Source organism: Antarctobacter sp. (genome assembly GCF_965277915.1).
Classification (GTDB): Bacteria; Pseudomonadota; Alphaproteobacteria; order Rhodobacterales; family Rhodobacteraceae; genus Antarctobacter.
Map to the genome: position 1 here is coordinate 4,293,137 of NZ_OZ255849.1, position 21,126 is coordinate 4,314,262.

General features: G+C 65.2%; 19 protein-coding genes. 9 read left to right on the forward strand and 10 right to left on the reverse strand.

Annotated features, from left to right (window positions below; all coding sequences use genetic code 11):
* Nucleotide 1: 1 nt before the first annotated feature.
* Nucleotides 2–1,210, forward strand: a complete 1,209-nt coding sequence (locus ACQY5B_RS21970) for a lytic murein transglycosylase (RefSeq protein WP_420328586.1) — start codon at nt 2–4, stop codon at nt 1,208–1,210.
* A gap of 102 nt (nt 1,211–1,312) precedes the next feature.
* Here the strand turns inward: ACQY5B_RS21970 and ACQY5B_RS21975 are convergent, their stop codons facing one another.
* From ACQY5B_RS21975 to carB, 6 genes are all read right to left on the reverse strand, one after another.
* Nucleotides 1,313–1,798, reverse strand: a complete 486-nt coding sequence (locus ACQY5B_RS21975) for a hypothetical protein (RefSeq protein WP_420327394.1) — start codon at nt 1,796–1,798, stop codon at nt 1,313–1,315.
* Nucleotides 1,798–2,283, reverse strand: a complete 486-nt coding sequence (locus tag ACQY5B_RS21980) for an RNA pyrophosphohydrolase (RefSeq protein ID WP_420328584.1) — start codon at nt 2,281–2,283, stop codon at nt 1,798–1,800. The genes ACQY5B_RS21975 and ACQY5B_RS21980 overlap by 1 nt, the downstream gene beginning before the upstream one ends.
* 441 nt (nt 2,284–2,724) lie before the next feature.
* Nucleotides 2,725–4,065 (reverse strand): S41 family peptidase, encoded by a 1,341-nt coding sequence (locus tag ACQY5B_RS21985; protein WP_305967962.1) that lies wholly within the window; start codon nt 4,063–4,065, stop codon nt 2,725–2,727.
* A 7-nt stretch (nt 4,066–4,072) separates the two neighbouring features.
* Entirely contained in the window at nt 4,073–5,185 is a 1,113-nt protein-coding gene (locus ACQY5B_RS21990) for a murein hydrolase activator EnvC family protein (RefSeq protein WP_420327393.1), read from the reverse strand.
* Complete coding sequence (gene gpmI, locus ACQY5B_RS21995) at nt 5,182–6,687, reverse strand: 2,3-bisphosphoglycerate-independent phosphoglycerate mutase (RefSeq protein WP_420327391.1); 1,506 nt, start codon at nt 6,685–6,687, stop codon at nt 5,182–5,184. The genes ACQY5B_RS21990 and gpmI overlap by 4 nt, the downstream gene beginning before the upstream one ends.
* A gap of 408 nt (nt 6,688–7,095) precedes the next feature.
* Nucleotides 7,096–10,467 carry a carbamoyl-phosphate synthase large subunit gene (gene carB / locus ACQY5B_RS22000; protein ID WP_420327389.1) on the reverse strand — a complete coding sequence of 1,124 codons (3,372 nt, stop codon included), beginning with the start codon at nt 10,465–10,467 and terminating at the stop codon, nt 7,096–7,098.
* Between the two features lie 166 nt (nt 10,468–10,633).
* Between carB and ACQY5B_RS22005 the strand changes: the two genes are divergently transcribed.
* Nucleotides 10,634–11,308, forward strand: a complete 675-nt coding sequence (locus tag ACQY5B_RS22005; protein ID WP_420327387.1) for a CPBP family glutamic-type intramembrane protease — start codon at nt 10,634–10,636, stop codon at nt 11,306–11,308.
* A gap of 13 nt (nt 11,309–11,321) precedes the next feature.
* Here the strand turns inward: ACQY5B_RS22005 and ACQY5B_RS22010 are convergent, their stop codons facing one another.
* Nucleotides 11,322–12,551 (reverse strand): class I SAM-dependent methyltransferase, encoded by a 1,230-nt coding sequence (locus ACQY5B_RS22010; protein WP_420327386.1) that lies wholly within the window; start codon nt 12,549–12,551, stop codon nt 11,322–11,324.
* A gap of 155 nt (nt 12,552–12,706) precedes the next feature.
* Here ACQY5B_RS22010 and aspS point away from each other — a divergent pair, with 155 nt between their 5' ends.
* The 3 genes from aspS (at nt 12,707) to ACQY5B_RS22025 (ending at nt 17,202) form a co-directional block, all read left to right on the forward strand.
* On the forward strand, nt 12,707–14,488 hold the full coding sequence (gene aspS / locus ACQY5B_RS22015) for an aspartate--tRNA ligase (protein WP_420327385.1): 1,782 nt from the start codon (nt 12,707–12,709) through the stop codon (nt 14,486–14,488).
* Nucleotides 14,489–14,598: 110 nt separating this feature from the next.
* The gene (locus ACQY5B_RS22020) at nt 14,599–15,975 is read left to right on the forward strand and encodes a DUF1800 domain-containing protein (RefSeq protein WP_420327384.1); all 1,377 of its coding nucleotides are present in this window, start codon (nt 14,599–14,601) and stop codon (nt 15,973–15,975) included.
* A 3-nt stretch (nt 15,976–15,978) separates the two neighbouring features.
* Entirely contained in the window at nt 15,979–17,202 is a 1,224-nt protein-coding gene (locus tag ACQY5B_RS22025) for a DUF1501 domain-containing protein (protein ID WP_420327382.1), read from the forward strand.
* A gap of 13 nt (nt 17,203–17,215) precedes the next feature.
* On the opposite strand, the gene ACQY5B_RS22030 is transcribed toward ACQY5B_RS22025, so the two are convergent.
* Nucleotides 17,216–17,932, reverse strand: coding sequence for a response regulator (locus ACQY5B_RS22030; protein ID WP_305967953.1), 717 nt, complete (start codon nt 17,930–17,932; stop codon nt 17,216–17,218).
* Nucleotides 17,933–18,064: 132 nt separating this feature from the next.
* On the opposite strand from ACQY5B_RS22030, the gene mce reads away from it, so the two are divergent.
* Genes mce through ACQY5B_RS22045 form a run of 3 tightly spaced genes read left to right on the forward strand, consistent with a single transcriptional unit; the run spans nt 18,065 to nt 19,487 of the window.
* Entirely contained in the window at nt 18,065–18,469 is a 405-nt protein-coding gene (mce, locus tag ACQY5B_RS22035) for a methylmalonyl-CoA epimerase (RefSeq protein WP_043140590.1), read from the forward strand.
* On the forward strand, nt 18,469–18,759 hold the full coding sequence (locus ACQY5B_RS22040; RefSeq protein WP_305967951.1) for a DUF1467 family protein: 291 nt from the start codon (nt 18,469–18,471) through the stop codon (nt 18,757–18,759). The genes mce and ACQY5B_RS22040 overlap by 1 nt, the downstream gene beginning before the upstream one ends.
* 59 nt (nt 18,760–18,818) lie before the next feature.
* A complete protein-coding gene (locus ACQY5B_RS22045) occupies nt 18,819–19,487 on the forward strand; it encodes a hypothetical protein (protein WP_420327381.1) in 669 nt (222 codons plus the stop codon).
* 13 nt (nt 19,488–19,500) lie between these two features.
* Here the strand turns inward: ACQY5B_RS22045 and ACQY5B_RS22050 are convergent, their stop codons facing one another.
* Together ACQY5B_RS22050 and ACQY5B_RS22055 are read right to left on the reverse strand one after the other, a co-directional pair.
* Entirely contained in the window at nt 19,501–20,190 is a 690-nt protein-coding gene (locus tag ACQY5B_RS22050; protein ID WP_420327379.1) for an EI24 domain-containing protein, read from the reverse strand.
* Nucleotides 20,187–20,765, reverse strand: coding sequence for a nitroreductase family protein (locus tag ACQY5B_RS22055; protein WP_420327378.1), 579 nt, complete (start codon nt 20,763–20,765; stop codon nt 20,187–20,189). The genes ACQY5B_RS22050 and ACQY5B_RS22055 overlap by 4 nt, the downstream gene beginning before the upstream one ends.
* A 97-nt stretch (nt 20,766–20,862) precedes the next feature.
* Between ACQY5B_RS22055 and ACQY5B_RS22060 the strand changes: the two genes are divergently transcribed.
* Nucleotides 20,863–21,120 (forward strand): DUF167 domain-containing protein, encoded by a 258-nt coding sequence (locus ACQY5B_RS22060; protein ID WP_420327376.1) that lies wholly within the window; start codon nt 20,863–20,865, stop codon nt 21,118–21,120.
* Nucleotides 21,121–21,126: the final 6 nt, after the last annotated feature.

Sequence of the window (21,126 nt, forward strand, 5' to 3'; positions counted from 1 at the left end):
CATGCTGGCGCCTTCCGGGTCTCTGCGCCCGATGCTGCGCCCTGCCGCTCTGGAAACGCTGGCCGCCCATTCCGCCCGGATCACCGGCACGCAGGCCGGGTTTCGCGCCTGGGTCCGCGAGTTTCGCCCCCGTGCACTGGAACAGGGAATCGAGCCGGCGGTCTTCGACGCCGCCTTCAAGGGGGCAAAGTTCGACCGCAAGGTGGTGAAACGTGACCGCAACCAGTCCGAGTTTACCAAGACGATCTGGGACTACCTCGACAGCGCCGCCTCGGCGACGCGCATCCGCAACGGCAAGGCGGCGCTGAAAAAGCATCGCGCATTGCTGGAAAAGATCGAAGCCGACTACGGCGTTCAGAAAGAGATCGTGGTGGCGATCTGGGGCCTCGAATCCGCCTATGGCACCTTTCGCGGCAGCACCCCGGTGATCGAGGCGATGGCCAGCCTGGCCTATGACGCCCGCCGCGCCGAGTTCTTCGAGGGAGAGCTGATCGACGCACTGAAGATCCTGCAGGACGGGCACACGACACAAGCCAACCTGCGCGGGTCTTGGGCCGGGGCGATGGGGCATACCCAGTTCATGCCCGGCTCTTTCCAGCGGCTTTCGGTGGATCACGACGGCGACGGCAGGCGCAATATCTGGGGCGACGACCCCTCTGATGCGCTGGCCTCGACCGCCAACTACCTGAAATCAAATGGCTGGAAGACCGGCGTGCCCTGGGGCGTCGAGGTCAGGCTGCCCCGGGGATTCGACTATCTCCAGGCCAAACGCGAGGTCACACGCCTGCCCTCGGAGTGGGCAGAGCTGGGGGTCACGGGCACCGATGGCAAGCCGGTCGAGGATTTCGGCCCCGCCTCCGTTTTGCTGCCTGCCGGCCATACCGGCGCGGCCTTTCTCGTCTTCGACAATTTCGAGGTGATCGAGACCTACAACACCGCCGATGCCTACGTCATCGGCGTCGGCCACCTGGCCGACCGCATCGCCGGAGGCAAAGCGATCCAGGGCAAATGGCCCCGGGGCGACCGTGCGCTGACCTTCGAGGAACGCATCGAGCTGCAACAGCGCCTGACCGCCGCCGGATTCGACACCGAGGGCATCGACGCCAAGATCGGCCCACTGACGGTCGAGGCCGTGCGGCAGTACCAGAAATCCCAGGGTCTGGTGCCGGACGGCTATGCCTCGCTATCGGTACTGAAGCGGCTGCGGTGAGGTTTCTGTTTTCGCCCGGCCTCGGGCCGGGCGACCCGCTGGGGGGCCAGCCCCCCAGACCCCCCGGAGTATTTTCACAGAGAAGAAGCAAGAGCGTGGGGATCAGAACCCGCGTTCCTCGCAGTGGCCACCGGCAAAACAACTGTGGACCCGGTCCAGGTCACGCCTCTGCGGGTTCGGGTACAGCCAACTGCCGCAAGGGTCCGCCTGCAGCACGCGCTTGCCGTTTTCGTGCCTGATGAAGGCCAGGTAGCGTGCGCCGCTCTTGGGTTGCGCGCACCAGGGGCCGAAGCAGAACACCCGCAGGGTGACATTCGCCTGGAACACGGTGTCAAAACCGTCCATGTCCAAGGAATGACCGATGAACTGGGCGCGCAGATCGGTTTCTGGCGGCACCCGGTCCTGGCGCGCCCAGTCGACCTTGGGCAGGCGCCCCTCGTCGAAATCGAGCCGCCCGACGGCGACGCCCCAGCGGTCACCGGACTCTTCGGCCGCCTTGAAATCCCGCACCGGATCCGCCGGACGACAGGACAGCGCCAGTGCAGGGGAGGTCGCCAGCAGGGACAGGACCAAGCCGAGCCAGCGCATCACAGATGGGCCCTGAAAGCATCGACGACCTGCGCGTAGACCGGGCGTTTGAACGGCACGATCTGATCCACGACCTCGTCGGCGGGCAGCCAGCGCCATTCCGAAAACTCCTGGTGGTCGTCCGCATCCAGCCGCACCTGGTCGTCGGTGCCGTGGAACCGCAGCAAAAACCATTTCTGCTCCTGCCCCTTGTAGCGGCCCTTCCAGATCTTCGGCACGATGTCATGCGGCAGGTCGTAGGCGATCCAGCCGTCGGTTTCGGCCTCGACGGTCACAAGATCACGGGTGACGCCGGTTTCCTCTTCCAGCTCGCGCAGCGCCGCCTCGCGCGGGTCCTCGCCCTTGTCGATGCCGCCCTGGGGCATCTGCCAGGCGGGCACCTCGCTGTCGATGCGCTGGCCGACAAAGGCATGGCCCTGCGCGTTGACCAGCATCACGCCGACATTGCGACGATAGGGAAGGGCGGCGATGTCTTCGGGGGTCATTGTCTTTCGCTTGGTCATGGCAGATCCTCCGTTGCCGCGATTTAGCCGCGCTTGAGAAGCGGGGGCAAGTCACGTGCCAAATTGCGGGCATATTCCGGTTCGCTCAGCCGGCAGGCCGCCGCCTTGAACGCAAGCGCCGCGGCGCTGGATCGCAGCTTGTCCGTGCAGGCGGTTTAGTCGAAGTACGGCAGGTCGACCCGGGCCCCGCCCGAGGTCGGCAAGGGCAACGCCACGATGAAACCGTCATCCAGTAGCGGCCCGCGCAACCGATCCGGCCAAGCCAGCTGTTCCGGCTGCGAATCATTGCATAGAACGCGAACTGTTTGAGCCCGCGCGTGGCCAGCACAGTACGCGGGTGTAGTGCCCTACCCCAAAGGCCGGAAAAGAAAAGATCCGGCAGCCCCAAGGCCGCCGGATCCGGATACGCCGAGGCGTTCAATCTCAGTCGTTCGGCCCCAGTGCCGACAGCCCCTTGAGGATGTCGATGGCATAGGCCAGCTGGTAGTCCTCTTCGCGAAGGCGGGCAGCGGCCTCGGCCTTGGCCCGGTCGAGCTCGATCTGCTCGATTTCCTCGGGCGTCAACGAATCGTTATCGAGACGGCCGCGCAGGTCCGCCTCGGAGCGGGTGAAGGGGTTGGCCGCCGGTTCCTCGTCGGGCTCGGCGTTCGGATCACGGCGCGGCTGGGCGACCACGATGTCAGGCGAAACACCCAGCGCCTGGATCGACCGGCCCGACGGCGTGTAGTAGCGCGACGTGGTCAGGCGCATCGCGCCGTTGCCCCGCAGCGGCATGACGGTCTGGACCGACCCTTTGCCAAAGCTCTTGGTGCCCACGACGATGGCGCGTCGGTGATCCTGCAGCGCCCCCGCCACGATCTCCGAGGCAGAAGCGGACCCTCCGTTGATCAGCACGACCAGCGGCTTGCCTTCGGTGAGGTCGCCGGGCTGGGCATTGTAGCGGTCGCCATCGGCCGGGTCGCGGCCCCGGGTCGAGACGATCTCGCCCTTGTCGAGGAAGGCATCGGCCACCATGATCGCCTGGTTCAGCAAGCCGCCGGGGTTGTTGCGCAGGTCGACGACAAACCCGTTGACCTTGTCAATGCCGCCCGCCTCTTCGACCTGCTTGGCAATGCCGTCGGCGAGGTTGGGGAAGGTCTGATCGTTGAAGGTGGTGATCCGCAGCACGACGGTCTCACCCTCGGTACGCGAGCGGACTGCGGTCAGCTTGATGGTGTCGCGGATGATCGACACGTCGAAAGGTTCCTCGACGCCCTCCCGGACCACGGTGATCACGATCTCGGAGCCGACCGGCCCGCGCATCATGTCCACCGCCTCGTCCAGGGTCAGGCCCAGCACGCTTTCACCGTCGACATGGGTGATGAAGTCGCCGGCCTCGATACCGGCCTCCATCGCCGGGGTGCCATCGATGGGAGAGACCACCTTGACGAAGCCGTCTTCCTGCGTGACCTCGATCCCGAGGCCGCCGAATTCGCCGCGCGTCTGCACGCGCATGTCGGCGGCATCGTCGGGGGCAAGGTAGCTGGAGTGCGGGTCGAGCGAGGTCAGCATGCCGTTGATGGCAGCCTCGATCAGTTCCTTTTCGTCGACCTCCTCGACGTATTGCGCGCGGATGCGTTCAAAGATGTCACCGAACAGGTCGAGCTGCTCATAGACGCTTTCCGGACGGCTGCCCTCCTGCGCCAGCAGCGGACCCACCAATTGGGTCGTCGCCACGATGGACGCCAGGGTGCCGCCGACGGCGGCCATCACGAATTTCCTCATACCTCAATCATCCCTTGTCGGTTGTGAACCACCGCAGTGGGTCTTCGGGCACGTCGCCCTCTCTGACCTCTATATAGAGCGTTTCCGAACGGGCTCCGCCAGCCCCCTCACCCGAAGGTGACATATTATCGCCGGCAGGCCCACCCATCAGCCCGACAGGCGCGCCCGCGGCAAGAACCTGCCCCGTTTCGCCGAACACCGTGTCCATTCCGGCAAGCACGAACATCAGGTCCGCCTGTGGCTCGAGGATGACGACCAGCCCGTAGTCCAGCAGCGGCCCGGCATAGCGGATCGTGGCGGCGGTCGGCGTGGTCACCAGCGCGCCGGGACGGGTGGCAATGACGACACCGGGGCGGGAGACCCCAGCCGCGTCACGATCCCCGGCCCCGTGCAGGACCACCCCGCGCACGGGCAACGGCAGGCTGCCCTTGCGGTCCGCAACCAGCGGCAGAGGCGGGCCGGTCTCATCCTCGGTGATCTTAGCCAGACCCGAGGCAAACCCTTGCAACGTCTCGGTCGAGGCGATCAGCAGTTCGGTCCGGATCGGATCCTCGGTAAAGCGGCGCGGCAGGTCCGTGCGGTCGGCGATCGCCTGGCTGAGCGCGGTGCGCGCGGCCTGCACGCCGCTCAGTCCCTCCTGCAGGGTGTCCGCAGCGTTCTGTTGCAGGGCACGCAGCGCCGTGACCTCTTCGAGATCGGCGCGCAGTTCCGCCGCCTGCTCGGCAAGGCCGGGCGTCAGCGCCGCCACCAGCATCCCCGACCGGGCCGCGTCCAGCGGACCGCCCGGATGCACCAGCGTGCGCGGCGCGGCACGGTCCCCCACCGCCATGAGCGCGCCCAGAAGGCGCGCCACCTCGGCCTCCTGCGAGGCCAGCTTGCGGCTGAGTTCCGTCTCTCGGATGGTCGCGGCGCGCAGCCCCTCGCGCATGGCTGTCAGCCCGTCCTCGTAGGCGCGCACCGTATCGGTCAGAGCCGCCACACGGTCCTGCGCCTCGTCGGCGGTGTCCAGCAGGACAGAAGCAGCCTCCAGCGCCTCGGCGGCCGCGCGCGCCTTGTCCCCCGCGTCCTGCGCGGCCAGCGGCGCGGCCAGAAGGCAGAGAATCAGCGCCAGCGGTTTCACGCGATCAGGCTTTCCCCGGTCATTTCCTCGGGCTGCGGCAGGTCCATCAGTTGCAGCAGGGTCGGCGCCACGTCGGCCAATCGCCCATCGCGCAGCTTTTCCACGTCGGGCGCACCGTAAAGGACCACCGGCACCAGGTTCGTCGTATGCGCCGTATGCGGCCCGCCGGTTTCAGGATCGACCATGGTTTCGCAATTGCCGTGGTCGGCGATCACCAGCAACGCGCCGCCGGTCTGTTCCAGCCTGTCGACCACCTGCCCCAGCCCCGCGTCGACCGCCTCGCAGGCCTTCATTGCCGCCTGCAGGTCGCCGGTATGGCCGACCATGTCGGGGTTGGCGTAGTTCACCACGATCAGGTCATAACCGCTGTCGATCGCGCCGAGGAATTTCTCCGTCACCTCGCCCGCGGACATCTCGGGCTGCAGGTCGTAGGTAGCCACCTTGGGCGACTTGGGCATGAACCGATCCTCGTGCGGTTCCGGCACTTCCTTGCCACCGTTCAGGAAGAAGGTCACATGCGGGTATTTCTCGGTTTCCGCCAGACGGAACTGGGTCTTGCCCTGCTTGGCCACCCATTCGCCCAGCGTGTTGACGATTTTGCGCTTGGGAAAGGCAGTGGTCATGTACTCGTTGTGCCGGTCGGAATATTCGACCATGCCCAGCAAGGCGGAAAGATCGGGTTTCGTGCGCTCGAACCCATCGAAATCCGGGTCGCCAATCGCAGACAGGATCTCGCGCGCGCGGTCCCCGCGGAAGTTGATGAAGAACAGCCCGTCGCCGGGCTTCATGCCCTCGTAGCCTTCGATGATGAAGGGCTCGATAAACTCGTCCATCTGGTCGAGATCGTAGCGGACCGCGATGCCCTCGGACGGATCTTCCAGGGCGTCCGCCTTGGCATCAACCACGGCGCGATAGGCCTTTTCCACCCGCTCCCAGCGATTGTCGCGGTCCATTGCGTAGTAGCGCCCTGATACGGTGGCGATGCGCGCGCCTTCCGGCAGGGCAAGGGCAAAGGCTTGCACTTGGTTATGTGCCGAGGTCGGCGCGACGTCGCGCCCGTCGGTGATGACGTGGACGAGGACATCCAGCCCCTGATCGGTCAGCACCTTGGCCGCTGCGAGCAGGTGATCGGTATGGGCATGCACGCCGCCATCCGAGGTCAGCCCCATGATATGCGCCCGGCCACCCGCCGCCTTCACGTTGTCGGCGAACTCCAGGATGGCCTCGTTGTCAAAGAAACTACCATCCTCGATGGCCAGGTCGATCTGGCCCAGGTCCATGGCCACCACCCGGCCCGCACCGATATTGGTATGCCCCACCTCCGAGTTACCCATCTGCCCGGTCGGCAGGCCGACGTCGGGGCCGTGGGTGATCAGCGTCGCATGGGGACAGGTGGCCATCAGCCGGTCCATCGTGGGGGTGTTGGCCAGCTTTGGGGCGTTGTTCGCCTCCTCCTCGCGCAGGCCCCAACCGTCGAGGATCGTGAGAATGACGGGTTTCATCGGCAATGCCCTCCGAGGATCGTTTGCGAGCGGTTTAGCAGGGGCGGAAGGGGATGTGGAGGGGGTATGCCCGCGGCAATCGTTCGTCTGGCCGCACCGGAAGACGCGGATCGCGGGGTGGCCCCTACGGTTAGTGCCCGATGTTGGTAGGGCGCGCCTTACCAGCGCACCCTACGTTGCGATGAGATATTGCGGTAAGCGCGATGGGGTTGCACCGGGACGCGAATTTTACCCGGTGAACCCGTCCACGGAATGCATCTGCAATCAAACCCGAGAACGTCGCACAAGAGTGCCGAAAAAGCCAAAGGCAAACCCGACCAATAGCCGGATCGTTCCCTTGTCGATCACTTCACCAGTGTTGCTTGCCCGCCCAAGGAATTGGCCTAACGCCTTTGTATTAGCTTGTCCTTACCCCTGAAGCGACTTCACCACCAGTTCACCCTCTTCGCGCGCCTTCATGGCCAAGGCAGCGGCATGTGCCCCGGCGGCGGTCGTGAAGTAGGGGATCTTGTCGTAAAGCGCGACAGAGCGGATCTCGCGGCTGTCCTCGACGGCAGCCGAGCCCTCGGTGGTGTTCATGACAAGGTGAACCTTGCCGTCCTTCATCAGGTCGACGATGTTCGGGCGGCCTTCGTAGACCTTTTTCACCAGCTCACAGGCGATGTCATGCGCGGCCAGGAAGGACGCGGTGCCCGCCGTCGCCACGATGGTAAAGCCGAGATCCACGAGAATCCGCGCGGTCTCGATCAGCTGGTGCGTCTTGTCCTCGTCCTTGATCGAGAAGAACACCGTTCCCTCTGTCGGCAGGTGGGTACCGGCCCCCATCTGCGCCTTGAGGAAGGCGCGGGCAAAGCTGCGGTCCCAGCCCATGACCTCGCCGGTCGAGCGCATCTCCGGGCCAAGGATCGTATCCACACCGGGGAAACGGGCGAAGGGCAGAACCGCCTCCTTGACCGAGAACCAGGGCATGTTCGGATCGGCCAGCGTCATCGGATCGGCCATCGGAACGTCGGTATCGTAGTCGATGCTGGCCTCGTAACCGGCGCGCTTCGGGAAGGCCGTCAGCGACTCACCGGCCATGATGCGGGCGGCGATGCTGGCGATGGCGCTATCGGTCGCCTTGGCGACGAAGGGCACCGTACGGCTGGCGCGCGGGTTCACCTCGATCAGGTAGACCTCGTTTTCGCCCGCCGCGTTGGCCTTGATCGCGAACTGCACGTTCATCAGGCCGACCACGTTCAGCGCCTTGGCCAGCGCGTGGGTCTGACGTTCGATCTCGGCCAGCACGTCGGCGTCCAGCGAATAGGGGGGCAACGAACAGGCGCTGTCGCCCGAGTGCACGCCGGCCTCTTCGATGTGCTGCATGATGCCGGCCACATGGACGTTTTCGCCGTCGCACAGCGCGTCCACGTCCAGTTCCGTGGCGCCGGACAGGTAGCTGTCCAGCAGCACGGGGCTGTCGCCGGAGACGACAACCGCTTCCTTGATGTAGCGGCGCAGGTGATCCATGTCGCGCACGATTTCCATCGCACGCCCGCCCAGAACGTAGGATGGGCGGATCACCAGCGGAAAGCCGATCTCTTCGGCGATGTCGAGCGCCTGTGCATCGGTGGAGGCGATGCCGTTCTTGGGTTGTTTCAGGCCCAGCTGGTTGACCAGCGCCTGGAACCGCTCGCGGTCTTCGGCCAGGTCGATGGCATCGGGCGTGGTGCCCAGGATCGGGATGCCCTCGGCCTCCAGCGCATTGGCGAGCTTCAGCGGGGTCTGGCCACCGAACTGCACGATGACGCCATGCAGCGTGCCGTTTTCCTGCTCTTTCGTCAGGATCTCCATGACGTGTTCAAAGGTCAGCGGCTCGAAGTACAGGCGATCCGAGGTGTCGTAGTCGGTCGAGACCGTTTCCGGGTTGCAGTTGACCATGATGGTCTCATAGCCCGCGTCGGTCAGCGCAAAACAGGCGTGGCAGCAGCAATAGTCGAACTCGATCCCCTGCCCGATCCGGTTGGGGCCGCCGCCGAGGATGACGACTTTCTTGCGATCAGAGGGTCGTGCCTCGCATTCCACCTCGCCCATGAGAGGCTCTTCGTAGGTGGAATACATGTAGGGGGTCTGCGCCTCGAACTCTGCGGCGCAGGTGTCGATCCGCTTGAAGACAGCCGTGACGCCCAGCGCCTGCCGCCGTGCACGCACGTCCTTTTCGGCAAAGCCGGTCAGCTTTGCCAGGCGGGCATCGGTAAAGCCCATCATCTTGAGTGCGCGCATCGCCTCGGCGTCCTGCGGCAACCCGTTGGCACGCACCTCCTGCTCGGCGTCCACGATCTCGCGGATGCGGGCCAGGAACCAGGGATCGAACATGGTGGTGCCGTGGATCTCGTCGTCCGTCAGCCCGTGGCGCATGGCCTGGGCGATGGTGCGCATCCGGTCCGGGGTCTGTTCGCTGATCGCCTTGATGACGGCGGCCTTTTCCGGGGCGGTCGACCAAGGATCGACACTGACACCGGGGATCTCGACCTCGTCGAAGCCGGTCAGGCCCGATTCCATCGACGCCAGCGCCTTTTGCAGCGATTCGTGGATGGTCCGGCCGATGGACATTGCCTCACCCACCGACTTCATCGCCGTGGTCAGGTAGGGTTCAGAGCCGGGGAACTTCTCGAAGGCGAATTTCGGGATCTTGGTAACGACGTAGTCGATGGTCGGCTCGAAGGACGCGGGCGTGACCTTGGTGATGTCGTTGTCCAGCTCGTCCAGCGTATAGCCCACGGCCAGTTTCGCGGCGATCTTGGCGATCGGGAAGCCCGTCGCCTTGGAGGCTAGCGCCGAGGACCGCGACACGCGCGGGTTCATCTCGATCACGACCATGCGGCCGTTGTCGGGGTTCACGGCCCATTGCACGTTTGATCCGCCGGTCTCGACGCCGATCTCGCGCAGGACGGCGATGCTGCCGTTGCGCATGATCTGATATTCCTTGTCGGTCAGCGTCAGCGCCGGCGCCACGGTGATCGAGTCGCCGGTGTGCACGCCCATCGGGTCGACGTTTTCGATGGAACAGACGATGATCGCGTTGTCCGCCTTGTCGCGGACAACCTCCATCTCGTATTCTTTCCAGCCCAGCAGGCTTTCATCGACGAGGATCTGCCCCACGGGCGAGGCATCCATGCCCGACCGGCAATAGTGGATATAGTCCTCGCGGTTGTAGGCCACGCCGCCGCCGGTCCCGCCCAGGGTAAAGGCAGGGCGGATGATGGCCGGCAAGCCGATCTCTTCGAGTTCTTCCAGGGCAAGGGCGACGCCGGCCTCGAGGTCCCTCTTGCCATTCTCTTTCTTGGGAGCGGTGATGATCGTGGCCTTGGGGTTTTCCAGGCCGATCCGATCCATCGCCTCGCGGAACAGCTTGCGGTCCTCGGCCATCTCGATGGCCTCGCGCTTGGCGCCGATCATCTCGACCCCGAATTTTTCCAGCACGCCCATCTCTTCCAGCGCCAAAGATGTGTTCAGGCCGGTCTGCCCGCCCATGGTGGGCAGCAAAGCGTCCGGGCGTTCCTTCTCGATGATCTTGGCCACGACTTCCGGAGTGATCGGCTCGATGTAGGTGGCATCGGCCAGGCCCGGGTCGGTCATGATGGTGGCCGGGTTCGAGTTCACCAGGATCACCCGGTAGCCCTCTTCGCGCAGCGCCTTGCAGGCCTGGGCACCGGAATAATCGAACTCGCAGGCTTGCCCGATGATGATGGGCCCCGCTCCGATGATCATGATGGACTGAATGTCGGTACGCTTGGGCATCGGGCAGCTCCGTCTGGGCCCCGGCAAGGCGCGTTTCCGGGGGACACTGTTGGCAAATTGTCGGCGTTATACGCAGCGCGGGTTCAAGCGCAAGCCTCGAACGGGGTGGTACGGCGACACAGGGCGCCTATCTGACATCGAGGTACAGGACAAGGGAGCGGCGGTCATGGCCATTTTGCCGGAAGACGACGGGGCAGAGGCGCGGCGCCTCTGGCTCCGGGTCGAGTTCGCCTGTTTCTTCGTGGTGATTCCGGCGGTCATCGCGCTGGCCTTTCCCGCCGACATGATGTTCCCGCTGCTGTTCGGCTTTACCGCGCTGGGGGTTGTCCTGCTGCATGTCACGCCCGGATTCGCGTGGCGGTCGCTGGGGATCGGCGCCGCGAAAGTCGACTGGTGGCTGGTGGCGGGGTTCGCGGCCGTGACGGCGATCACGGGCTACGTGGTTCTGCGACTGACCGCGCCAGAGTCAGCCTTTGCGCTGATCCGCATCAATCCCGCGCTGATGCTGATGATCGCGGCGCTGTATCCATTCCTGTCGGCCTTGCCGCAGGAACTGGTCTTTCGGCCATTGTTCTTTCGCCGCTACGGCGGCCTTCTGCCGGGAGGGACGTGGCCCCCGCTGGTGCTGAACGCCGCGCTCTTTTCCTTTGCCCACCTGATGTACTGGAGCTGGATCGTCGCCGGCATGACCTTTTTCGGCGGCCTCGCCTTTGCCTGGTCCTACGAGCGGCGCGGCAGTTTCGCCGAGGCGGTGCTGCTGCATTCCATTGCCGGGGTGATCCTGTTCGCGCTCGGGCTCGGGGTATTTTTCTACTCTGGCAACGTCGAGCGTCCGTTCTGAGACCGCACCACCGCTACTCCGCCGCCCGCATCCAGTCGCTCTGTGTCGCGGGATACAGGTAGTCGCGGATGATCGGCACCGCCGACATGGACTTGGCCAGTTGCCATTGCTGGACATGCAGGTTGCCCTGCCTAAACGAGACCTCCATCGAGACAAGATAAAAGCGCCACATGCGCAGGAACTGTTCGTCGAACATCTCGACAACCCGGTCCCGGTTTTCTTCCAGCCGTTCCCGCCACGCCCGCAGGGTCATGGAATAATGGATGCGCAGGGCCTCGTCGTCGCACTGGTGCAGCCAGTTGTCCTCGATCGCGCGATAGACCTCGGAGGCGGAGGGCGCGTAACTGCCGGGAAAGATGTACTTGTCGATCCAGGAATTGTTGGGGCGCGGCGGGCCGTTCTTGACGATGGAATGGATCAGCGCGACGCCGTCCTCGGCCATCAGGTCGCGCACCTTGCCGAAATACTCGCGGTAATGCGGGGCGCCGACGTGCTCCAGCATGCCGACGCTTACGATCCGGTCGAATCGCTCTTCCAGCTTGCGGTAGTCCAGAAGCAGGAAGCGCACCCGATCCTCCAGCCCCTCGACCTGCGCCCGCGCCTGCGCAGTGGCCAACTGGTTTTCCGACAGGGTCACACCGGTGACTTGCGCACCGTAGTCGCGCGCCAGCGTCAACGCCATGCCGCCCCAGCCGCTGCCGATGTCCAGCACCCGCATCCCCGGCTCGATCATCAGCTTGTTCGCGATATGCGCCTTCTTGGCGTCCTGCGCCTCTTCAAGGGTCATGTCGGTCCTTGGCCAGTAGGCACAGGAATACTGCATGTCCGCATCGAGGAAGATCCGGTACAGGTCATCCGAGAGATCGTAGTGATGCGCCACGTTGCGTCGGGCCGTGAAAGGCGTGTTGCGTTGCAGGAAACCCCGCAGCGCCCCCTGCAGCTTGCGCGGCAGTTCGTACCAAAGGGGCATTTGCGCGATGTTCCCGTTCGGAACGAACAGCGACAACAGGCCCTCAAGGTCATCGCCTTCGATCTGCAGCGTGCCCTCGGCGTAGCATTCCCCCAGCGACAGCCCGGGGCGCAGCAACAACCGGCGCAGAGTGTCCGGTTCGGTCAAGATGATATGGGACTCGGGCCCGCCGCCCGGCCCATAGGTTTCCGACCGCCCGTCCGGCAGCGTCACGGTCAATTGGCCGCGCCGCAGCATCCGGCGCATCATGTTTCGAAACAGCGACTCCCACATGGCAAAACCCCTTTGCGACGTTTTGGCGCGTCCTCCCGGCATTGATGATTAGCAGACTCAGGTGATTCTCACCAAATAAAGCCGTCTCCCTTGACTTCCCTCGCCCCTCGGGATGTATCGGCGCCTGACTTTTGCGCATATAAAAGGGGCCCGACATGCACGCCTATCGCAGCCATACCTGTGCCGATCTGACCAAGGACCAGGTGGGTGATACCGTCCGGCTGGCCGGCTGGGTGCACCGCATCCGCGACCACGGCGGCGTGCTGTTCATCGACCTGCGCGACCATTTCGGCATGACGCAGGTCCTGTGTGATCCCGACAGCCCGGTGTTTGCCCAGGTCGAGAAGGTGCGTAGCGAATGGTGCATCCGCATCGACGGCACCGTGAAGGCCCGCGCCGAAAGCCTGGTGAACCCCAAGCTGCCCACCGGCGAGATCGAGGTCTACATCCGCGACATCGAGGTGCTGGGCGAGGCGCAGGAACTGCCGCTGATCGTCTTCGGCGACCAGGAGTATCCCGAGGAAACGCGCCTGAAGTACCGCTATCTCGACCTGCGTCGCGAGGCGATGCAGAAATCCATGACGCTGCGGTCCGACGTGGTGGCCAGCATCCGCCGCCGCATGTGGGACAAGGGGTTCCGCGAGTACCAGACGCCGATCATCACCGCGTCCTCGCCCGAGGGGGCGCGCGACTTCCTCGTGCCGTCGCGCCTGCATCCGGGCAAGTTCTACGCGCTGCCGCAGGCCCCCCAGCAGTTCAAGCAGTTGATCATGGTCTCGGGCTTTGACAAGTATTTCCAGATCGCGCCCTGTTTCCGCGACGAGGACCCGCGCGCCGACCGCTCGCCCACCGATTTCTACCAGCTGGACATGGAGATGTCCTTTGTCGAACAACAGGACGTGTTCGATACGATCTCTCCGGTGATCGCGGGCGTCTTCGAGGAATTCGGCGAAGGCAAGACCGTGGATGACCCGGCCTCCTGGCCGCAGATCCCCTATGCCGAGGCCGCGCTGAAATACGGCACCGACAAGCCCGACCTGCGCAACCCGATCGAGATGCAGGTCGTGTCCGAGCATTTCGCCGGATCGGGCTTTGCCATCTTCGCCAAGCTGCTGGAACAGGACGGCACCGAAATCCGCGCCATCCCGGCGCCCGGCGGCGGCAGCCGCAAGTTCTGTGACCGGATGAACGCCTGGGCCCAGAAAGAGGGCCTGCCGGGCATGGGCTACATCTTCTGGCGTGATCAGGGGAACGGCATGGAAGCCGCCGGCCCGCTGGCCAAGAACATCGGTCCCGAGCGCACCGAAGCGATCCGCGAACAACTGGGCCTTGGCGTTGGCGACGCGGCCTTCTTCCTGGGTGGCAAGCCCGCCAGCTTCCAGCGTATCGCGGGCAAGGCGCGCGACGTGCTGGGCGAGGAACTGAAGCTGATCGACCCCAACCGGTTTGCCTTTGCCTGGATCGTGGATTTCCCGATCTACGAGAAAGACGAGGAAACCGGAGAGGTCGATTTCGAACACAACCCCTTCTCGATGCCGCAGGGCGGGATGGAAGCGCTGCAGGGCGATCCGCTCAAGGTGCTGGGCTATCAGTATGACCTGGCCTGCAACGGCTACGAGCTGGTCTCGGGCGCGATCCGGAACCACAAGCCCGAGGTCATGCTCAAGGCCTTCGAAATCGCCGGCTACGGCGAGGACGAGGTCAAGAACCGCTTTGGTGCGCTCTACAACGCCTTCCACTATGGCGCCCCGCCGCACGGCGGCTGTGCCGCGGGCATCGACCGGATGGTGATGCTGCTGGCCGAAACGGCGAACATCCGCGAGGTCATCATGTTCCCAATGAACCAGCGCGCCGAAGACCTGATGATGAACGCACCGTCGGAACCGTCGTCGGATCAGCTGATGGAGCTTTCCCTGCGCGTCATTCCGCAGGATTGACCCGGCGACAAGGCACCTTTCCGCCGAGGCGCCGGACACAACATTGTGCGGGGCGATGCAAGCGCGCCCCGCATAAGGTATAGGGGCCTCGACAGCGTTGAGGCCGCAAGATGTTCGATCCCGTTCTTGCCGATATCCGCTTTGGCTGTGGCCGATCTCCCCGGATTGCCGCGCCCAGCTCGGTCCGGGAATTGCTCGCCGGGCTGACCGCCCCCGATCGGATGGCGCACATCTTTCCGATCATGTCCTTCGACGCCTTTTCCCGGGACATGGTCGCCAGCGCCCATGCGCTGGGCCGTATCCGCCACCTGACACGCGGCACGGAGGCCGAGGAATTGGCCATCGACCAGATCCGGCGGTTGAAACGCAATGCCCGCAAGATGCAGGCGGAGTGGTTGGTGACCCATGTCACCCGCCGCGTGAACAGCCAGACGCCTCTGCGCGAGCGGCTGGAAAGCTTCTGGGCCGATCACTTCACCACGCGGGGCAAGACCAATGTTCTGGCCGAAGCGGGGTCGCCTTACGTCGAATCGGCCATCCGACCGCACCTGGCCGGCCGGTTCGACGAGTTGTTGATCGCGGCCGTGACGCATCCGATGATGCTGCACTACCTCGACCAGCACGCCTCGGCCGGGCCGAACTCGCCGCAGGCGCTGAAATACCCCGGCAAGAAGGGCATGAACGAGAACCTCGCCCGCGAAGTGCTGGAACTGCACACGCTGGGGGTCGACGGCCCCTATACGCAGACCGACGTGCGCGAACTGGCAGAGTTGTTGACCGGGCTGGCCTTTACCACGGAAGGCGGCACGGAATTCCGCCGCCCTCTGGCCGAACCGGGCCCCGAAACAGTGCTGGGCAAGAGCTATGGCGGCGATCACCCCGCCCGATTGAAGGACATCCACGATGCCCTGCGTGACCTTGCCCGACATCCGGCGACGGCGCGCCATGTCGCAGGCAAACTGGCCGTGCACTTCGTGGCGGATGCGCCCGACGCGGACTTGCTCCGCGCGATGGAAACCGCTTGGCTGGATACGGACGGGGATCTGATGGCGGTCTACCGGGCCATGCTGGGTCACCCCGCCGCCTGGGACCCACGTCCGGGCAATGCCAAGCAGCCGCTGGATTTCATCGCCTCCGCCTGTCGCGCGCTGGATATTCCGCAGTACATCCTGGGCAAGCGGTTCGGCATCGCCCTGCTCCAGCCGATGCGCCTTATGGGACAGGTCTGGCAGACGCCACCCGGGCCGGACGGATTACCAGAGGCGGACGACGCCTGGCTGACGCCGCAGGGGCTGGCCGCCCGCCTGCAGTGGGGGTTCACCATTCCGCAGGCCCTGCTGGGGGCCCTGCCAGATCCGCGCGACTTCGTGGAAACCGCGCTGGGATCACGCGTCCCGGCCGAGGTGCGTTTCGCCGCTAGCGCAGCCGAGACCCGCGCCGACGGCATCGGCGTGGTGCTGGCCTCCCCCGCGTTTCAAAGGATGTGAGCGATGGACAGACGCAGTTTCCTGGCCCGCAGCGCCGCCCTTGGCTGCTCACTGGCCGCCAGCCCGCTGGTCACGCCGGTCAGCTTTGCCGCGACGCCGGGCGATGCCCGGCTGGTGGTCATCATCCTGCGCGGCGGCATGGATGGGCTGGACGTGGTGGCACCCTATGGCGATCCGGATTTCGCCGCCCTGGGCCGTCCGGGCCCGGACATGAACGGCGACGCCTTCGATCTTGACGGGCGCTTCGCGCTGCATGGCGCCCTCGCCACCCTGCGCCCGCTCTGGCAGGCGGGAGACCTGGGTTTTGCCCATGCGGTCTCGATCCCCTACCGCGACAAGCGCAGCCATTTCGACGGCCAGGATCTGCTGGAGGCAGGCGTGGCCGCCTCGGACGCGCCTCTGCCCGATGACGGCTGGCTGAACCGACTTGTCCAGCACCTGCCCGGGGCCAGCGCCGAGACCGCCTATGCCATCGGCGGTGAGCCGTTTCGCATCCTGTCGGGACCTGCCCCGGTGAGCCGCTGGACCCCGGAGGCGGACCTGCGCCTGTCGCCACAGGCCATCCTGCTGACCCGACGGGTGATGCAGTCCGATCCCGCAATGGCCGCGGCGCTCGAGAGCGCCTTTGCGCTGGCGGGCAGAGATGGTGACGAACTGGCCTTTTCCGGCAGCCCCGGTGACATGATGGCCGCGATGCGCGACGACATGATGGCGCCGCGCGACAGGAACCGACCGGGCCGCGTGCTGGCCGAATTTGCAGGTGCGCAATTGCGGGATGCAGCGCGGATCGCCTGTTACTCTCTGACCGGCTGGGACACGCACAAGTCGCAGGAGCGCCATCTGCCCCGGTCGCTTGAACAACTCTCGGATTCGCTTCTGGCCCTGCAATCGGCCTTGGGACCAGAGGCCTGGGGCAAAACGACGGTGGCTGCTGTGACCGAGTTCGGGCGTACCGCGCGCTGGAACGGAACAGGGGGCACGGACCACGGCACTGGCGGCGCGATGGTGCTGGCCGGCGGTGCCTTGCGCGGGGGCCGCGTCGTCACCGACTGGCCCGGCCTGGACGACGGCGCGCTTTACGAAGGGCGTGATCTGAGACCCACCCGCGACCTGCGGACGCATCTGGCCTGGTTGCTGCACGGACAATTCGGCATCGGGCGCAGCACGCTGGAAACCACGGTCTTTCCCGGGCTCGACATGGGAAGTGACCCGGGCCTGTTGCTGTAGCTGGCGGCTACGGTCAGATCGCCATACGGTCGGCCACGCGGTCCTGGACCAGGGCGGACACTCGGTCTAGGCCGGGCTTGACCGGACGGCCAGCGGCGCGGGCATCGGCCAGGTCCTCTGCCGCCTGCTGCAACACGCCATCGCCCGCGCTGCGCGCGACCCCGGCCAGGAACTGCGTGATATAGGCCAAGGTCTGCGGATTGCGCGCATCGCAGAGCACATCCGCCGCATGGGCCATGTCATCGCGGTAGGACAAGGGATCAGGCACCACGGGATCGTCACTGACCAGGCGCGGGCCCGTTGGCCGCCGTTCGGTGGGAAGGACCGACAGGATGGCGTTCTGGAAGGCGGCGACCGACGAGATCGGCTTGCCCAGAAAACCGTCGGCCCCGGCGGCCAGCGCCACTTCTTCGGCGAAGGTGTCGCCGCTGGTGCCCAGCAGGACATCAACGCGCGGACAGGTCGTGCTGAGTTCGGCGATCAGGTCGGCGCCCGATCCATCCGGCAGCCCCAGGTCAATGACCACCACGCTGGGCCGGTAGACCTGCAGGTGACGGCGCGCCGATTTCAGACAGTCCGCCCTGCGGATGCGCGCCCCGGACCGCAGACACAGCAGGCGCATCGCATCACAGGAGTACCGGCTGTCCTCCACCACGAGGATGGTCAGCCCAAGCAGGGGCCGCGTCGCGGTCGGGCGCAGGTGCGGGGAGAGTTGATCATAGTCGTCCATGTCGGGGCTCCTCATCGAGTCGCCTGTCAGATTGGCCCCGACAAGGTGAACAAGCGGTTAAGGGTCGCACCGGCTTGTCCGGTCTGTGTCGTCACGCCATAACCTCTGACAAAGCCAGACATGGAGAGACAGATGATCGGACGCCTGAATCACGTTGCCATCGCCGTGCCCGACCTAGAGGCCGCCGCCGCACAGTACCGCACCGCGCTGGGGGCCAAGGTCGGAGAACCGCAGGACGAACCCGATCACGGCGTGACGGTGATCTTCATCGAACTTCCGAACACCAAGATCGAGCTGCTTTATCCGCTGGGCGAGAACTCTCCGATCCAGGGCTTTCTGGACAAGAACCCCTCGGGCGGGATCCACCACGTCTGCTACGAGGTCGAGGACATCCTTGCCGCGCGCGACCACCTGAAGGAAACCGGCGCCCGCGTTTTGGGCACGGGAGAGCCGAAGATCGGCGCACATGGCAAGCCCGTGCTCTTCCTGCACCCCAAGGACTTCAACGGCTGCCTCGTGGAACTGGAGCAGGTCTGATGGGGATCACCTCGGCCCTCGTCCTCTTTGCCGTGATCTGGTTCATGACCTTTCTCTGCGTCATCCCGATCCGGCTGAAGACCCAGGGCGATCTGGGCGACGTGGTGCCCGGCACCCATGCCGGCAGCCCGGAGGTGCACAACCTCAAGCGCAAGGCCTGGATCACCACCGGCATCGCCTTCGCGCTTTGGGCGGTGATCGCCTCGATCATCGTCTTCGAGGTCATCACGGTGCGCGACATCGACGGCTGGATGTTTGACCGGATGGACGGGACATCCCACGTCGAATGATGTGGCGCGGACTGTTTGGCCGGAAATCGCAGCAGCCACAGCCTGCTGAGGCGGAGAGGATGCGCGCCTCTCAAAACGCGCGCATCCGGGAAATGCACCGCGACTGGCAACTGGCGTGGCATGACCTGTTCGACGCAGATCCCGTGCTGGCGGATCGCGAAGAGTTCGTGCGTCCGTCTTCGCCACCGAACCATATCTGCGAGGACTGGCGGTTGGTTTTCGGGTTGTCTCGGGCTGCTCCGCCAACCCGGGCGGATTGCCTGCACCTCATGCCACACGGCGCAGAAATGGCATGGCGTCTGGAGCAATACCTGACCACGCCCACAGCGGCGATGACTCTGGATGAGGCCAAAAGCCGGATTGGGCGTGTCAAAGAGGCGGTTCAACAGGTTGTTCTGGTAGCGCCGCTGGTCTGGGAAGATCCGCAGGTGATTGGCGTCGACGCACCGTTCGATTTGACGGCGTGTTCGGGGATCGAGGACCTGTTCGCAGGCAATCTGTTGGCGCCATTGGCCGAGGATGACGTGCCCCTGCTGGCGGCGCAGCTGTTCCTGAAAGAGCCGCTGTATGCCACCGCCGGCAATTACTATGAGCTGTGCGACTGGGTCACCGGCCCATTGATGCCCGCCGAACGCGCCGCCGCCTGCGCGGCACTTTACCAGATGTGGGCCGCCGGCTGGCAGGTGCTGGCCGGGCCGAATGGGAAGATCGCGCTGAGACAGGTTTGAGCGCGGGTTTCGGCTACCCGCGCCCGACCCGATGAAAGATATGCGTGAAGGTGGCTGCACCCAGAACCGGGATCAGCAGGTTGACGAGCGGAATCGTCAACGGGATTGCCATCAGCACACCTGCGGCCCAGATCGTTACAAGGTGGCGACGGCGCAATTTGCGGGCCTCTTGGCGACCGACCCGGCGCATGGCGGCCAGCGTGAAATATTCCCGTCCCAGCAGGAACCCGTTCAATCCCCAGAAGATCACCGGCGCGAGTGGCGCAAACAGCAAGTACAGCACCAGCGCAAACAGGTTGGCCAGGATCATCGTGCCAAGGAACCCCAGCGAGTCGATCAGGCTATCGGCAAAGCTGGGCGGGGTGGCGGGGCCCAGGCCCGTATAGTGCTTGTCTTCGACGGCCTGAGCCACCTCTTCGAGAAACATCGACGTGATGGCCGACGCAATGGGCACCATCAGGAATGCCGACAGCACCAGCATGACCGGGACAGCAGCCCAGCTTGCCGCAGTGTCGAGCCATTCGATTGTGCCAATCCACGGCAAAGTGATCGAATCGCCGATCAGCCAGCCCAAACCCCAGATCACGGTCATGCTGACAGCGATGAGGATCGCCAGCGTGATCCCGATTCCACGCAATAGTACACCGCGAAATCGCGGATCGGGCATTTGCGCGATGGCGCGGCTGACGGCGTCAACGATCATTCCGACACCCAGCTGACGATCTGGTCCATGTCGGGCCGCGGACGTTCGGGCGGCGCGGCGCTTTCGGTGCCGATATGGATGAACCCCGCGATCTTTTCGTTCGGGGCAAGGCCCAGAGCGTCTTCGACAAAGCCGCGATCATGGCTGGCCCAGCCCGACAGCCAGTTCGCGCCCCAGCCAGAGGCCAGCGCCGCGTTCAGCAGCGCGAGACAGGTCGCCCCCGCCGAATAGGTCTGTTCCAGCGCAGGGATCTTGGGGCTTTCCTTTTGTACCTCGACCACGGCGACGCAGAGCGGGCTGCGCTCCCAGGCGTCGCGCGCCTTGGCAATGTCCTCGTCGCTCTTGCCCAGTCGTTCGCCGCAATCGGCCACGGCTTCGGCCATGCGCTGCATCGCGGCATCCCGCAGCACGATGAAACGCCAGGGTTCGAGTTTGCCGTGATCCGGGGTGCGGGCCGCGGCGGTCAACAGCGGCATCAGGGCGGCATCGTCGGGGCCCGGTGCCTTCAGCGTCTTGGCCGGACGCGACCGGCGACTCAGCAGAAATTCCATCGCGGCGGGATTCGGGGTGGGCATGGCGTCTCCTGTCTTCGTCCGCCGATATGTCAGGCCACCGGCCCCGGGTTTCAACCGGGAATGTTGCACATCTCGGCACAGCCGTTATGCGGAGGGCATGAAACAGCCCGATCTCTCGGACCTTGCCGTGGCCGGCGCCACGCTGGCCGTGCGCGTCACGCCCAAGGCATCCCGCAACGCCGTCATCCGAGACGGCGACAGCCTGCGCGTCACGGTCACGACGGTGCCAGAGGGCGGCAAGGCCAATGCCGCGGTCACCAAGCTGCTGGCAAAGGCGCTGGGTGTACCGAAATCGCGGCTGGAACTGGTTCGCGGAGAGACCGCGCGGGACAAGCTGTTCCGGATTACCGACTGAGCCGGG